11 protein-coding genes and 1 pseudogene are annotated in these 14,011 nt (G+C 50.5%); 9 read left to right on the top strand and 3 right to left on the bottom strand.

Annotated features, from left to right (window positions below; genetic code table 11):
- Window positions 1-70: 70 nt before the first annotated feature.
- The 5 genes and pseudogenes from KP806_RS14905 (at window position 71) to helD (ending at window position 6,362) form a co-directional block, all read left to right on the top strand.
- Complete coding sequence (locus KP806_RS14905; RefSeq protein ID WP_224724491.1) at window positions 71-574, top strand: SRPBCC family protein; 504 nt, start codon at window positions 71-73, stop codon at window positions 572-574.
- Between the two features lie 94 nt (window positions 575-668).
- Complete coding sequence (locus KP806_RS14900) at window positions 669-2,624, top strand: elongation factor G (protein WP_224724490.1); 1,956 nt, start codon at window positions 669-671, stop codon at window positions 2,622-2,624.
- Between the two features lie 111 nt (window positions 2,625-2,735).
- Window positions 2,736-3,092, top strand: coding sequence for a nucleotide excision repair endonuclease (locus KP806_RS14895; protein WP_224724489.1), 357 nt, complete (start codon window positions 2,736-2,738; stop codon window positions 3,090-3,092).
- Between the two features lie 69 nt (window positions 3,093-3,161).
- A pseudogene (locus tag KP806_RS14890) lies at window positions 3,162-3,635 on the top strand (tetratricopeptide repeat protein); the annotation flags it as partial.
- A gap of 294 nt (window positions 3,636-3,929) precedes the next feature.
- On the top strand, window positions 3,930-6,362 hold the full coding sequence (helD, locus tag KP806_RS14885) for an RNA polymerase recycling motor HelD (protein ID WP_224724488.1): 2,433 nt from the start codon (window positions 3,930-3,932) through the stop codon (window positions 6,360-6,362).
- Between the two features lie 20 nt (window positions 6,363-6,382).
- On the opposite strand, the gene KP806_RS14880 is transcribed toward helD, so the two are convergent.
- Window positions 6,383-7,429: a serine hydrolase domain-containing protein gene (locus KP806_RS14880; protein ID WP_224724487.1), complete on the bottom strand. Its 1,047-nt coding sequence runs from the start codon at window positions 7,427-7,429 to the stop codon at window positions 6,383-6,385.
- Between the two features lie 104 nt (window positions 7,430-7,533).
- The gene (locus KP806_RS14875) at window positions 7,534-7,965 is read right to left on the bottom strand and encodes a MarR family winged helix-turn-helix transcriptional regulator (RefSeq protein WP_224724486.1); all 432 of its coding nucleotides are present in this window, start codon (window positions 7,963-7,965) and stop codon (window positions 7,534-7,536) included.
- A gap of 118 nt (window positions 7,966-8,083) precedes the next feature.
- Between KP806_RS14875 and KP806_RS14870 the strand changes: the two genes are divergently transcribed.
- The gene (locus KP806_RS14870; protein WP_224724569.1) at window positions 8,084-8,671 is read left to right on the top strand and encodes an NAD(P)H-dependent oxidoreductase; all 588 of its coding nucleotides are present in this window, start codon (window positions 8,084-8,086) and stop codon (window positions 8,669-8,671) included.
- Window positions 8,672-8,817: 146 nt separating this feature from the next.
- Here KP806_RS14870 and KP806_RS14865 read toward each other — a convergent pair whose 3' ends face one another.
- Window positions 8,818-9,912: a PRK06851 family protein gene (locus KP806_RS14865; protein ID WP_224724485.1), complete on the bottom strand. Its 1,095-nt coding sequence runs from the start codon at window positions 9,910-9,912 to the stop codon at window positions 8,818-8,820.
- A gap of 202 nt (window positions 9,913-10,114) precedes the next feature.
- Between KP806_RS14865 and KP806_RS14860 the strand changes: the two genes are divergently transcribed.
- The 3 genes from KP806_RS14860 to KP806_RS14850 all read left to right on the top strand — a co-directional run bounded on the left by KP806_RS14860 (window position 10,115) and on the right by KP806_RS14850 (window position 13,992).
- Window positions 10,115-10,309, top strand: coding sequence for a hypothetical protein (locus tag KP806_RS14860; RefSeq protein WP_224724484.1), 195 nt, complete (start codon window positions 10,115-10,117; stop codon window positions 10,307-10,309).
- 268 nt (window positions 10,310-10,577) lie between these two features.
- Window positions 10,578-12,239: a GMC oxidoreductase gene (locus tag KP806_RS14855; RefSeq protein WP_224724483.1), complete on the top strand. Its 1,662-nt coding sequence runs from the start codon at window positions 10,578-10,580 to the stop codon at window positions 12,237-12,239.
- A 127-nt stretch (window positions 12,240-12,366) separates the two neighbouring features.
- Entirely contained in the window at window positions 12,367-13,992 is a 1,626-nt protein-coding gene (locus KP806_RS14850; protein WP_224724482.1) for an ankyrin repeat domain-containing protein, read from the top strand.
- The last annotated feature ends 19 nt before the right edge of the window (window positions 13,993-14,011 follow it).

Genomic DNA, 14,011 nt, shown 5'->3' with positions numbered 1-14,011 from the left:
CCTTGACAGGAATATTCCCTAAGGGGTATATTTTGATAAAGAATTAAAAACGAAGTACGGAGGAATGAATATGACGTCAAACTCAGAGGGCAAAGAGTTAGTCATAAAGCGTGAGATTCATGCGCCGCGCGAGCTTGTATTCAAAGCATGGTCCGAAGCAGAGCACCTGAAGAGCTGGTGGGGACCGAAAGGGTTTGAAATAAGTGTAAAACATCTGGATTTTCGTCCGGGCGGATTTTTCCACTACAGGATGCAGGCTCCGGATGGCAGTCAAATGTGGGGCAAATTTCTGTATCAGGAGATCAAGGCTCCAGAGAAGATTGTATGGTTCAATTGCTTTTCGGACGAGGAGGGCAACATTGTCAGAGCTCCATTTAGCGATCTGATCCCGCTCGAAATTCGCAATGAGGTAACCCTTATTGATAATTACGGTACGACCACAATGACCATTTGCAGCCGTCCGAACAATGCTACCGAAGAAGAGCGCAGCTTTTTTGAGGGAATGTTCGAATCCATGGAGCAGGGCTTCGGAGGAACCTTCGATCAGCTTGATCAGTATTTGTCGGAACGATGAAATTAAACTAGCTGAAGGCGTCCACGAGGACGCCTTTATTCGTGTGCTAGACGAATATTATAATGTAAGTGACACTCTGCGAAAGTGGGATACTATGAAGCGACTAACGATAGGCCTGTTTGCCCATGTGGATGCAGGTAAGACGACCTTCGCGGAACAGCTGCTGTACCATACGAACAGCATCCGGTCGCGGGGGCGGGTGGATCATAAAGATGCTTTCCTGGACAGCCACGACATCGAGCGGGCAAGGGGCATTACGGTGTTCGCCGATCAGGCGGTTATGGACTATAAAGGAGACATTTATTATGTGATCGACACGCCTGGGCACGTCGATTTCTCCCCGGAGATGGAGCGGGCGATTCGGGTCATTGATTACGCCATCGTAATTGTCAGCGCGGTTGAAGGTGTCCAAGGTCATACCGAGACAGTCTGGCAGCTGCTGCGCAAACATCAAATCCCGACATTCTTCTTTATCAACAAGACCGATCGAGTCGGCGCGGATGCCAAAAGAACAGAGGAAGAGATACGCCAGCAGTTGACGGGGGATGTTTATTCCATCACGCAAAGCTTCGTTAACAGTGTCGTCGGCGAACCGCTGCGAGAGGCGATGGCTGAACGAGATGAGTCATTGCTGGAAGCGTTCCTGGAAGGAAGGGATGATCAAACCTTCTGGCTGCAAGCCATGCAGAGGATGGTGAGAGCGGGCCTTCTCTTCCCTTGCGCGTACGGCTCTGCGCTTCAGGATACGGGGGTGATTGAATTCCTGAATCAGCTGCACCTGTTGACGACAACGTCTTATGATGAGACTGCATCGTTCGGGGGGCAAGTTTATAAAATTCGCCACGATGCTAACGGAGTGAGGCTAACGTTCATTAAAGCTCTCAGCGGCAGGCTGAAGGTTCGGGAACAGCTTGGATATGAGAGCGGCGGGGTTCGATATGACGAGAAGATTACACGGATCTTATTGTTTAACGGCCTCAAGTCGCAGCCGGTGGAACAAGTGGCAGCCGGCGATTTGTTTGCAGTGGCCGGCTTGTCCGGGGCCGAGGCCGGACAAGGCTTGGGGCTGTTCTCAGACAAGTTGGCTTACGAGTCAGAACCGACATTACAGTCGAAAGTACAATTCGATGATTCGCTTCACGCGCAGAAAGTGCTCGGTACGTTTCGCATATTGAACGCGGAGGATCCGTCTCTGAATGTCGTCTGGGATGAAAGTCTGCAGGAGATTCATATTCGCGTCATGGGGTTGATTCAACTGGAAGTGCTGGAGCAGCTAGTGAAGGAGCGATTCGGCTTCGCCATCTCTTTCGGCCAACCGGAAATCTTGTATAAGGAAACAATCCAGTCGGCTGTAAGGGGGTATGGACACTTCGAACCGCTCAGGCATTATGCGGAAGTGCATCTTCTGCTTGAACCGGGGGAACGAGGCAGCGGGATCGAATTCGATAGCAGGTGTCATCCGGATGACCTGAATGTCAGCTATCAAAATCTGATTCGAGCGCATCTTTACGAACGGGAGCACCACGGGCTGCTGACAGGCATGCCGATCACGGACTTGAAGATTACGTTGCTAAGAGGCGGCGCGCATAAAGAACATACGCATGGCGGTGATTTCCGCGAGGCCGTCTTTCGCGCGATTCGACAGGGGCTGGAGAAAGCGGATAACTTATTGCTTGAACCCTATTACGAATTCAAAATCAAGGTCGGAATCGACGAGATGGGGAAGGTGCTATCCGATATTCAGCGTGCTTCAGGTACATTCGAGCCGCCGCAGACGAGTGGTACCCAAGCCGTTATTACGGGGAGGGCGCCCGTGTCGACCTTCATGAACTACAGCACCGAATTCGCTTCCTTTACGCATGGACGAGGCAGCATCCGCTGCGTGTTCAGCGGCTACGACCGGTGCCATAATGCGGAGGAAGTGCTCGAACGGATTGGTTATCGCAAGGAAGCGGATCCGCTCTATACCTCCTCCTCCATCTTTTGCGCCAAAGGGGCAGGCTACTCGGTGCCGTGGGACGAAGCGGAAGCCAAGATGCACTTACTTTAATCGGAACCTGAGTATACGGATTAGGTCAAACAGGACTTTAGGGACTTAGGCTGTTATAATAATAGGATATTCTCGAATTGGGAATAGATAGGTAAAGGGGAGTGAATGGATATGATACAAATAACGATTCCAACACCGGATGTGATCATACACAAACAGAAACAGCCGGAGTTAAGCCATATTTACGGGTTTACGGATTTTCACCTGATTTCGAGAGAAAAAGGGGGGATCTTTATGTTTTACAATGATCGGGATGAACTCCTGTTCGTTGGCAAGGCACGAAAACTAAGACCCCGAATCAAAAAACATTTTGAAGACACGGTATCCGTCATGAAAAATTACAGGGATGAAGTCACAAAAATCGAGGTCTGTATAGTCGAGGATCCCGTCGATAGAGAAATTTATGAAACATTCATTATTAATGAGCTCAAGGCCAAATACAATGTGGATAAGGTGTTATACAAGTAAGGTTAAACCGATAACGAAAAACAAATGCGAGCCTCCTAACGGAGGCTCTTATATCTTTAAGAGAGCAGTCCGGACGAATTTTTCAGCTTGAAGGAATATGTAGATCGCAGCCTGGATAGCATGGAGCTTCATCAAATATTAAGTTTTTGGCGTTTAGGCGGATATGACGCGGAATTTTTCATTCAGAGCACGAAGCGGGTCTCCAGTCTGCTAATGGATGCCAATGATGAAGAAAAGCAGGATATCCATCGGGGTATACAGCTTTTGTGGTCGTCGTACTACGTAATGGAGCAGCGTTATGACATCGCTCTTGAGGCTGGATTGTTACTGTATGAGATGGAAATGTACGGGGAGTCCAAGCGGTTTTTAGAAATATCGATACATGAGGACCCAGAGGAGATCGTATCCACCGTATATTATTGTCTGGCCATTTGTTGTTTCGAGTTAGAATTAGAAGAAGATGCATGGAATTACATGAGGGAATTTCTAAAACTTGAGCCTGATCATGAAGAAGCATTGGCGTTGGTGCACAGATTGGAGTGAGCGGAATGAGCGGCGGCATGGTTACGAAAACAAGGCTGCTAAATATCGAAGTAACGAAGCGGTAGCTATTTCCTCAATAAACAAAAAGAAACCGACAAAGTCGGTTTCTTTTTTTATATAAACGATTTACACGCAAACTGATCATATGATATGCTTAGAAAACCTATTTGCCGTCTTTCGAAAATGGACATAGGTAAATCATTTTATCTACACTATAATCATACCATGTGATTCGGTGTTTTGTCAAATGTGTTTTTTATCAAAAAAAAACCCCAAAGGAGCGTGTTCGAAACGATGATCGGCGCAAACGATTGGAAGCAAGAGCAGGAGAGGCTGGATCAGGTGACAGAGCAGCTGAAGACGAGGCTCGCCGAGCTGGAGCCCGAGGTGGCCGGTCTGCGCAATCAAGTGACGGACATCCGCAAACGTTTCTGGGAGGAGGTTACGGTTAATACCAGCACGCAAGAGGATTTCGAAGAAACCTTCTACAGCATCAAGCAGCAAGAGGCGCTGTTGTCCGAGCGGGAGCGGAGCCACCGCTTGCGTATGCAGCAATGGAACAATATGAAGCGGCTGCTGCCGTCACCCTATTTCGGGCGCATTGATTTTGAAGAGGAGGGGAGCGGCGGTTTTATCGAGCCGGTTTACATCGGTGTGTCGTCCTTTGTCGATGAAGAAGGCATGAGTTTTCTGGTCTATGACTGGAGAACGCCCATTGCAAGCATGTACTATGATCATTCCCCGGGAACGGTCGCATATAAAACGCCAGGCGGGCTCGTCCAAGGAACGATGCTGTTAAAGCGGCAATACCAAATTCGCGACGGGCAGCTGCGAAATGTATTCGACACCAGCCTGACGATCGGCGATGAGCTGCTTCAGCAGGCTCTTGGCAAAGGTGCGGATGCGCAAATGAAGAGCATCGTGGCGACGATCCAAAAGGAGCAGAACGCGATCATACGCGACGATAAAAGTCATATGCTCATCGTGCAGGGCGCGGCTGGAAGCGGGAAAACGTCCGCCGCGCTGCAGCGGGCAGCGTATTTGCTGTACAAATACCGCGGCAGGCTTACGGCTGATCAAATCGTTTTATTTTCGCCGAATCCGATGTTTAACAGTTATGTGTCCACGGTTCTTCCCGAGCTCGGCGAGGAAAATATGCAGCAGACGACATTCCAGGAATACCTTGTCTTTTGGCTCAAATCCACGATGCGTCTGGAGGACCCGTTCGATCAAATCGAATATGTGCTGGCGGCGCAACCGACGATTGCGTATGAAGCGCGGCTGCATGGGATTCGATATAAAGCGTCGGAAGCTTTCCTTGGGGCGCTTCAAAGCTATGCCTTGTGGCTATGCCAAGAGGGCATGAAATTTTATGGGATCCGGTTTAGGGACCGCGAGTTGATTACAGCGGAGCAGATGAAGTTGCAATTTTACAGCTACGACAGTTCGATCCGATTGGAGAATCGTGTCGCTTTGCTGCGTGAATGGCTGCTGGGGGAGCTGTCGGCTTTGGAACGAAAGGAGCGGGAGGCAGACTGGGTTCAAGACGAGCTCGATTACCTCGATAACGATCAGGTTGATGAAGCTTACAGAACGCTGTTGAAGAAGTACCGGCGGGAAGATGCGGTTTTCGATTTTACCCAGGAGTATGTCGATGCGAATGACGAGTTTTTTAAGCAGAAGAAAGGGGAAGAAAATGTCTTCGACTTTGCCGGCCAGGAAGAAGAGCTTCTTCGCCGGATGATCGTGAAGGAACATTTCGGGCCGCTGCGGCGGGACGTCAGACGTCTCAAGTTCGTAGATGTGGTCGGGCTGTACAGTCAGTTGTTTGGGGATGAGGCCGATTATCGCCGGATGACCGGCGGGTCCGAAGCGCCCGGGCACTGGCCGGAAATTTGCAGGCAAACGAGAGAGAAGCTGGACCGGCTTGAGCTGTTTTATGAGGATGCAACCCCGTTCCTGTATGTAAAAGAGCTCGTGGAAGGCGTGCGCAGGAACACCGAGGTGCGGCATGTATTCGTCGATGAAGGCCAGGATTATTCGCCCTTCCAATATGCATTCCTCAAACGTTTGTTTCCGCGTGCCCGCATGACGGTGCTTGGCGACTTTGGCCAGGCGATATTCGCTCAAGCGACGAATTTGCACGAGGACGATTCGCCGCTCGTTCGCCTTTACGGCAAAGAAGAAACAAATCTGATACGCCTCGTTCGCAGTTACCGCTCCACTCAGGAAATTGTGGAGTTTACGAAGCGGCTGCTGCCCGGTGGAGAGGAAATTGTACCTTTCGAAAGGAGCGGAGGAAAGCCCCGTTTACTGAAGCTGGACAGCAGGGAAGAGCGGACCGAGCGTATCCTGGATGACATTGCGATGCTGAAAGCCGAAGGCTTTGACTCGATTGCGGTCATTACGAAAACGTCGGCGGAAAGCCGCGAAGCCTGCGAAGCTCTGACAGCCAAAGGCGGTGAGGACTTGCGGCTCATTACAAAGGAGACGCTCACCTTCGAGAAGGGGATCGCGGTCATTCCCGCCTATCTGGCCAAAGGCGTCGAGTTCGACGCGGTGCTGGTCTACGACGCTTCTTCCGAAACCTACAACCGGGAAAGTGAACGGAAGCTCTTTTATACGGTGTGTACTCGTGCCATGCACCGGCTTAAGCTTTATACAGTAGGAGAAATGACACCGTATATGCAGGAGCTTGATGCGGATTTGTATGAGGTCGAGTCATAACGGTTTTGCAGGGTTCTTTTTTACATTACATTCAATACCCGAAGCATCAGCTTATACGACGTGCTCGGCCTGGAAATTTGGTTGACTGTGCCTGAAAGATACAAGTCTTTCTCAGGGCAATAGTACGCAAAAGCTCCAGATAAACCGGAATGCCCGATCAGCTCGGGAAGCGGCTTGAACGGCGAGAAAACCCTCGGAAGCTGGAATTTGGCAACTCCGATGCCGTACTGCAGCGGGAAAAAGATTTTATTCCAAACGTAGAGCTCGTTCACGTATTCTCCGGGAAATAATCGGCCTTCGAAAAAAGCCCGCAGAAACCGCATCAGTTCCTCGGCGGTGGAGACGATCCCTCCATCCGGACCGAAGGAGGCCATCGCTTGAGGGATATGCAAAGGGGTTCTTTTATAATAAAGAGTCTTTGGAGTTTGGCCGTGGTTGTTCGTGTACAGGTAAGTTTCGGATAAAGCCAATGGCTCATAAATAAATAGCTTGAAAGCATCCTCTAACGAAGTATTCGTTATATTCTCGACAATCTTCCCAAGCAGCTGGTAGTTGGTATCGGAATAAAGAGCCTTGCCTTTCGTGCCAGGCGGAAAATGAGGGTTCATTTGCTTGGCGTCCTCGATGACTTTGTCGAGCGACCATGCCTGATCTTGTCCGGCTACGATTTCGGCTTCAAGACTTTTACCGCTTGCTCTTTTTTGCTGAAAGTAGTCGGGCAGACCCGATGTATGGGCCATCAATTGCTCAATCGTAAGGTCGAAGGAATAGTCGGTTCCTTGGTGGCGATGGATTCCGGAAATAAGCTCAATGTCCATGTAACGGCTTATTTTGTCGGTCAATTGAAGCTTTTTCAGCTCTCTAAGCTTCAAGATGGAGTCGGTGATGTAAAGCTTGGTTGCGCTCGCGATAAAAAACGGGCTGTCCGGTGTCATATCGCCGGCGGATCCGGTCCATGACAACCGGTTGTCTCCCGATTCAATTCTCAGAACCGTCCCGAATATGAGCTTATGATCGACCAATGATTGAATCAGTCCGTCGAGCTTCTTATGTAACCGATGATTCACCCAATCACAACCCCTTTTCCATACAAAAACTCCCTTATTTGAAAGTTGAGTAGTTGTTAACCATCAGATTTCACTTGAGGGAGCTATTGTTCTGTAATGGATGCCTATTGATGGAACAGCTTTGTCTGCAAAATATCCAAGGCACGTTCGATGTCCTCCAGATCTTCCTCCGAAGCCTTTTGTACCCGGTTTAGAAAACGGGATTCTATCATGGCAAAGGCCTCTTCCATCACAATTTCTCCAGCCTTCGAGAGACGGATGTATTGTTTCCGCCGATCTTCGGTGTCGTTCATTTTTTCAATGAACCCGTATTCGCTTAGTTTCTTAAGCTCCCGGCTCGTGTTCGGCATCGACATGTTCTGACAATCGCTTATATCGCTTGGGGTCACAGGCTGATTTACCGTAATATATTCCAGAATTTTATACTGAACTTGTGTAACGGAATCCGGCTTGGCGTTCAACGTTAATTCATTTGTCACACGATGAACAGATGATGTAAATGATACAAGTTTATGAAATAGAGCTTTTTTGTCCATCCCTTTCACCTCGTATAGTCAAGATAACAAAAAAGTTATCATCATACAATTATCAATTGACAACAATTTAAAGATGATGCTACTATTTAGTTATCAAATGATAATTAAGGGGTGCGCTATGAAGATGCTCATCGTTTATACCTATCCTAATCATACCAGTCTGAATTATGCGTTTTTACAAAAAGTGATAAAAGGAAGCGGCGAAAATGCCAAAATTGAGGAGGTGCAGGTGTTAGATCTGTATGAAGAGGGCTTTAATCCGCTGCTCATGTTCAACGAGCAAAAACGAAGACGCGATATGCATACGGATCCCGGGATTGAAAAATATAGACAACAACTGACTTGGGCGGACAAAATCGTTTTTATTTATCCGATCTGGTGGGGAAGGCCTCCCGCCATGCTTTTGGGATATATCGATCAATTGTTTGCGTCCAATTTTGCCTACAGAGATACGAATGGGCTTTTCCCGGAAGGGCTTTTGAAAGGAAAGTCCGTCGTTTGCGTGTCTACGATGAAGGGACCGGCTAACTATCCGTTTCTCTGGTTGAACAGTGCGCATAAAATTTTGATGAAGAGAGCTTTGTTCGGTTTCGTTGGCATCAAAAATGTAAAGTTTTTTGAATTCGGGAATATGGAAAGTCCAAAGGGAAACCAAACGAAAAAGCTGGAAAAGGTTTATCGGTATTTCAGACAGGTAGCCCATTAAAAACGAAAAACGGCCTCCATACCAAAGACGCTTCCTCCCTGACGGGAGAAGCGTCTTTTTGCTGCCAACTTAGCGGATCAAATGCAGGCAGAACTCCAGATCGGCTTGCAGGTGATCCTTCATCAGCGCATTATTGCCGGCACGCATTAAGTGCCGAGAAGTTCATCCAATTTCGACTGCAATTGCAGCCGGAGGTCCTCTATGACCGAAAAATTTGTTGCCGCCGTATAGAAGGCCTTAATATGAGAGTCGATGGCCTCGGCTAACGCCAAATGGGAGATAGCCTCCTTCATTTTCGCCGAATACCGTTCTTTAATAGCGGCTAATTCGACTGCATAAGCTTCATCGACACCGGGGGTCATTGTGAGCGCGTACATATCTAGTATTTCATCCCCGTCCCGATTCGGAAAGTACTCGTGAGGGGCGGTGCTGTCGAAGATGGCGGTGCTGAGAGTCGGGAAAACTAACATATCAAGGCTGTTCGGATCAAAGCCGCAATGATACACTTGAACGTCGATTCCTTTCGATTCGGCAGCGGCGGCAAGCTTTTTCAGCAGTGTCGATTTACCGGAGCCCGGTCTTCCTTTGATAAAAATCCGTCTCTCCAGCTGAGCGGTTAAGCTTTGAATAAAATCGAATGCGCCCTTCGGAGTTGCAGCTCCGAAAAACAAGTGACGCCCGGTTATAGGGGAATCATTGTCATGGCCGTTGAATAGCTGCTGAATCAAATCCTCCGCAACCCGGTCCGCTTTGTTGAAATCCATGCTTTCGATATAATATTTTTCCCATTCGTCATGAATCCGCAAGGCGGTCAAGAATGTTTCATAGGCTTTTGAATAGGCATTAGCCAGCTTGCTTTTAAGGTCTTCGATCGTTGTCAGATTAACGGGAAATATCTTTTTATCTTCAATGGCCTCCCCGAAGTGGATGAAGGAAATTTCAGCCGCTTGGTCCTCCGGAATTTCTCCGCACACTCGCCCGTCGACAATCCCTACCTTCAAATCGGTTGCTATGATGCCATCGAGTTCTTCGGGTCGAAGAGGGGAATGGAAGCATTGCACATGCCGGCCATTTTCCAGCAGGTTATCCGCCAAGCTGCGAATAACCGTCGATTTCCCTGTACCAGGGGGACCCGTAAGAACGAACAGCTGATTCAGCCCTTGAAACGCGGATTTATACAGGAAATGGGCTCCGTGCGCGGTGTTGCCGCGGGCAAAGTAGTGGGATGATTGTTCGGTCAACCTGAAACACTCCTTTGTGCCTATTCTAATACCGCGGGCCATATGGAGCTCCGCGAAGCTGTCTGAATAAGCATACGTGGGATAAATGCCTATGCTCCAGTATATTACGCGGCGTGTTAGAGGTGATTATTCGATAAAGCCTATATTATCGCGGAATTGATAAAATGATGTACGTAAATCAAACGCTTTGATCGGCCACGACATGACGGAAGAAATATACGGCCATCTGAGGAAAGGGGAGATCACGGCGACGATTTGCCAGGATCCCATGAATCAGGGTTACCTGACCGTGAAGTCGATGTTCGATTATCTGGTTTCCGGCGAGAAGGTCAGCGAGAAGGAAAATATTACGAAGCTTGAAGTTGTGATGAAGGGAAATGTCCGTTATTACGTATGATTACGATGGTATTGCAGTGTATAAGCCAGTTTACTTGGGGTTTTCGCAGTTCTCTTTGCGATAAACGCAAGGAATCAACGCGAACGGAGCCGGCAAGCCGTGGGAGCTGATCCTTCGCGGAGTGACCGAGGCGGCCGAGGTTGCCGTTGCCGATTGGACCGTTACGGAAGCGGGCCATCCTCTTTTCGTGATGCCATCAATTACGGGCTATCTGATTTTGCATGAGCATAAACTGTATCATTCGCTCTAAAAGGGGAGGGGTGCCGTGATGAACATCCGGATTGCCAGCGAACGGGATACGCTGCGGAAGATAGCCGATGAACGCCGGATTCCGGTCGGAGAGCTGCTTGCGATTAATCCGCATATTGTCCATCCCGATCGGCTTATCGCTGGTTTTCCTGTATATTTCCCTTCTTCCGACGGTCCGGACCGCTCGTCCTCCCGGCAGCTGGGAGGGCTTCCGTTCTGCCCGTTAGAACCGGTTCAGCCCCTGGACACGTGGTTTCCCCTCACTCCGCTTGAGGAGATGGCTGAGCAAGAATACGACGTGCTGATCGTCGGCACCGGAGCCGGCGGAGGGAGCGTCCTTTGGCGGTTATGCGAGCAGTGGAGGCAAGAGAACAAACGGATCGGCATTATCGAACGGGGCGATCTGGTGCTGCCCTCGCATGCCCGCAACCTGCCGATGATGAACACGGATCGGCTGTGGAGATATTTTAATACGATCTCGAAGCCGCTCCCGGGAGCGGGTACCGATTACGCAGGCGCCAGGCAGCTGTTTGCTTTCGGCGGCAGATCGTTATTCTGGTTTGCGTTTGCGATGAGAATGACGTTGTCCACCTTGGAGAAGTATCCTTTTCCGGTTCAAGAGATGAATACCTACTACAATCTTGCCGAACAAGCGATGAATGTGACCCGAACTTTTACTCAAGATTCGACCTTTACGGAAATCCTGCTGAACCGGCTTTGGCAAAACGGATATACGGAAGCGGACCATATTCCGCTTGCGGCCGATCTGATGCCAAGCTTATACGGGAGGATCCATACCGACATATTCAACAGCTCCATCTCGCTGCTTTCCGCAGCTTTAAATCTAAGGCCGTTTGATCTGGCGGTTAATGCCCGCGCCGTAAAGGTTGAGCACAACGGTGGGAAGGTGTCCGGGGTAACGGTCATGAAGCCGGATAAGACCGCCTATACGCTCAAAGCGAAAACGGTCGTGCTGTCGGCGAGCAGCTTCGAAACACCGCGTCTGCTGCTTCATTCGGGCATCCGCCATCCGGCAATCGGGCATTATCTCATGAATCATCCTCTCGTACAAGCGACCGGAAGCATAAGCAGACCCCAATTTCCATTCCCGCTGGGTACGCTCGGTATCTCCGTGCCTCAGAGCGTTCAAAGACCTTATTTGCTGTTAATGGCCGGACCGGGCGATTTTTATTGGTATCAGACTTCTGAAGTCAGGCCTTTTGCGCTGGAGGAATCCGTTATCTTCTTTGGCTACGGAAAGGTTGAGCCCCGGTATGAGAATCGGATTGCGCTAAATCCGTTTAAAAAAGACGAGTACGGCGTGCCGGAAATCGAGGTTCATTATTCCTTAAGCGCACAAGAGGAAGAAGCGATCCGCCGGTTAGAGGAAGGGATACGCAACGTTTCAGCTGTGTCGGGAATCAATCTGGTGTCCAGAAACGGGAATCCGCCGATCTGTTTGTCTCCGCTTGGAGAGCCCCATCACGATTCCGGCACCTGCCGGATCGGGAACGATCCGGTCACCTCCGCGGCCGACGTGAACGGTCAAATTCGGGGCGTGTCCGGCCTATTTGTAGCGGATAACAGTGCCCTGCCGCAAATTGGCGCCGAAAATCCGACATTGACCACGGTCGCTCTCTCCATCCGGCTTGCGGATTATCTCGTTCAAACGCTGCGGTAAGCGGACGTGAATTGCAAGGATAGCCCCATTGACGCTCTGTGATTGGTAATGAAACAATAAAAACAGTGTGGTCACATCGAACGATGGTGCCAGTCCCATCAATCGAAATGAGGAGGCGGTCGAACGGATGAGCAAGTTTATTCAGCCGGACACCTTGAAAACCGACAAGGTCGTCCCGTTCAGCGGAGGAGCGGGCAACGAGGTCTGGAGCATGCTGGAAGCCTGCGCGGCAGGGAGGACGGAGGTTGTCCGGGAGCTGCTGGGGAAGAAACCTTCCTTGTCCGTCTGCAGCTGGGCGTACTATTCTCCGATTCATTTTGCCGTCAAGGAAGGGCATGCGGAAATCGTGCATATGCTGCTGGAGCATGGCGCGGATATAACGGCAACGGGAGTAAGCTGGGTCGATACTCCGCTGCAAATCGCGAAGGACCGCGGCCATTCCGGCATCGCGTCGATGCTGGAAGAGCATATGGAGCGGACGTTACACAGCAACACGCTCGGCGATACGGTCGCTGCGCTTATTAGGGAACGCAAGGAGAGTGAGGTCATCCGGTTGATTGCGGAGCATCCCGATGCGGTCCGTTCAAGCGATGAACGCGGCAACACTCCTCTTCATTGGGCCGTTTTGACCAGGCAGCTGAAGCTGATCGATTTTTTTATTGAGCAGGGCGCCGATACGGAAGCGCGCCGGGCGGACGGCTGTCAGCCCGTTCACTTGGTCATGGAAGGGGATTATTTCTACCGCGCCAACCGGAATTTACCGGGCGAAGCGATTCGGAACCATTGGTTTCTGCTTGGTTATCTGATCGCCAGAGGGGCTCGTTATGATCTTTATACGGCCGCGGCGGTCGGAGACACCGATTTTTTACGCGACAGCTTGGCGCAAGATCCCGGCCGGGCGGTCGTTAAGGATGCTTCCGGAAGGTCGGCGTTATATTACGCGGCCAAACACGGATATGAGCATGCGGTCAAAAAACTGCTGGAGCACGGCGCCGATCCCAATCAAGCGGAGGAAGGCGCTCCAAACGGCGCAGCCTTGTATGCTGCGGCAGCGGGCAATCATTTGTCTTGCGCGAAGCTGCTGCTGGAGCACGGGGCCGATGTCAACGCCAACGTCGAATCCTCGGGCAATCCGGTTTTCATTGCGATGAGCAAAGGGTACGACGAAATGCGGGATTTGCTGTACATGTACGGAGGCACGGTGACGCTGGCCTCCGCTTGCTGGATGGGCAGAATGGAATTGGTCGGCGAAATACTCGCTGCCGATCCTTCTGCGGCGAATAGCGGCGACGATTTCGGGCCGCTCACGCTGGCTGCCGGATTCGGACAAGCTTCGATCGTTCGCCTGCTGCTTAAATATAACGCCGATCTGAATCGTCCCTGGTACGTCAACAACCATATGGGTTATGCCTTTCGTTCCGGAGCAGAGATGGTGAAGCTTTTGCTCGAGCACGGCGCCGATCCGAACTTGACCAGCTGGCTCGGCGTGAGTTATTTGCACGTGCTGGCATCCCAAGGGAATATTGAACTAGCCAAGCTGTTAATCGACCGCGGCGCCGAAATAGACGCCGTGGATGACGAACACTGCACGACGCCGCTCGGATGGGCGGCCAAATATGGGCAAACGGAGATGGCCGCTTTTCTGCTCGAGCGCGGCGCTAAGCGGGCTCCTGCCGGTGTACCCGAATGGGCGTCGCCTATCGCTTGGGCGAGTCGCAGAGGCCATCAGTCGATTGTAGAGATGCTGCGGTAATCGTACTGCGGGATGTGGA

Origin of the sequence: Paenibacillus vietnamensis, from assembly GCF_020169515.1 — a bacterium.
Classification (GTDB): Bacteria; Bacillota; Bacilli; order Paenibacillales; family Paenibacillaceae; genus Pristimantibacillus; species Pristimantibacillus vietnamensis.
This window is presented reverse-complemented; position numbering and strand designations above follow the sequence as displayed.

Coding starts and splice junctions, on each gene's coding strand:
- KP806_RS14905 (WP_224724491.1), top strand. CDS start 71: ATGACGTCAAACTCAGAGGGCAAAGAGTTAGTCATAAAGCGTGAGATT.
- KP806_RS14900 (WP_224724490.1), top strand. CDS start 669: ATGAAGCGACTAACGATAGGCCTGTTTGCCCATGTGGATGCAGGTAAG.
- KP806_RS14895 (WP_224724489.1), top strand. CDS start 2,736: ATGATACAAATAACGATTCCAACACCGGATGTGATCATACACAAACAG.
- helD (WP_224724488.1), top strand. CDS start 3,930: ATGATCGGCGCAAACGATTGGAAGCAAGAGCAGGAGAGGCTGGATCAG.
- KP806_RS14875 (WP_224724486.1), bottom strand. CDS start 7,965: ATGGACAAAAAAGCTCTATTTCATAAACTTGTATCATTTACATCATCT.
- KP806_RS14870 (WP_224724569.1), top strand. CDS start 8,084: ATGAAGATGCTCATCGTTTATACCTATCCTAATCATACCAGTCTGAAT.
- KP806_RS14860 (WP_224724484.1), top strand. CDS start 10,115: ATGACGGAAGAAATATACGGCCATCTGAGGAAAGGGGAGATCACGGCG.
- KP806_RS14855 (WP_224724483.1), top strand. CDS start 10,578: ATGAACATCCGGATTGCCAGCGAACGGGATACGCTGCGGAAGATAGCC.
- KP806_RS14850 (WP_224724482.1), top strand. CDS start 12,367: ATGAGCAAGTTTATTCAGCCGGACACCTTGAAAACCGACAAGGTCGTC.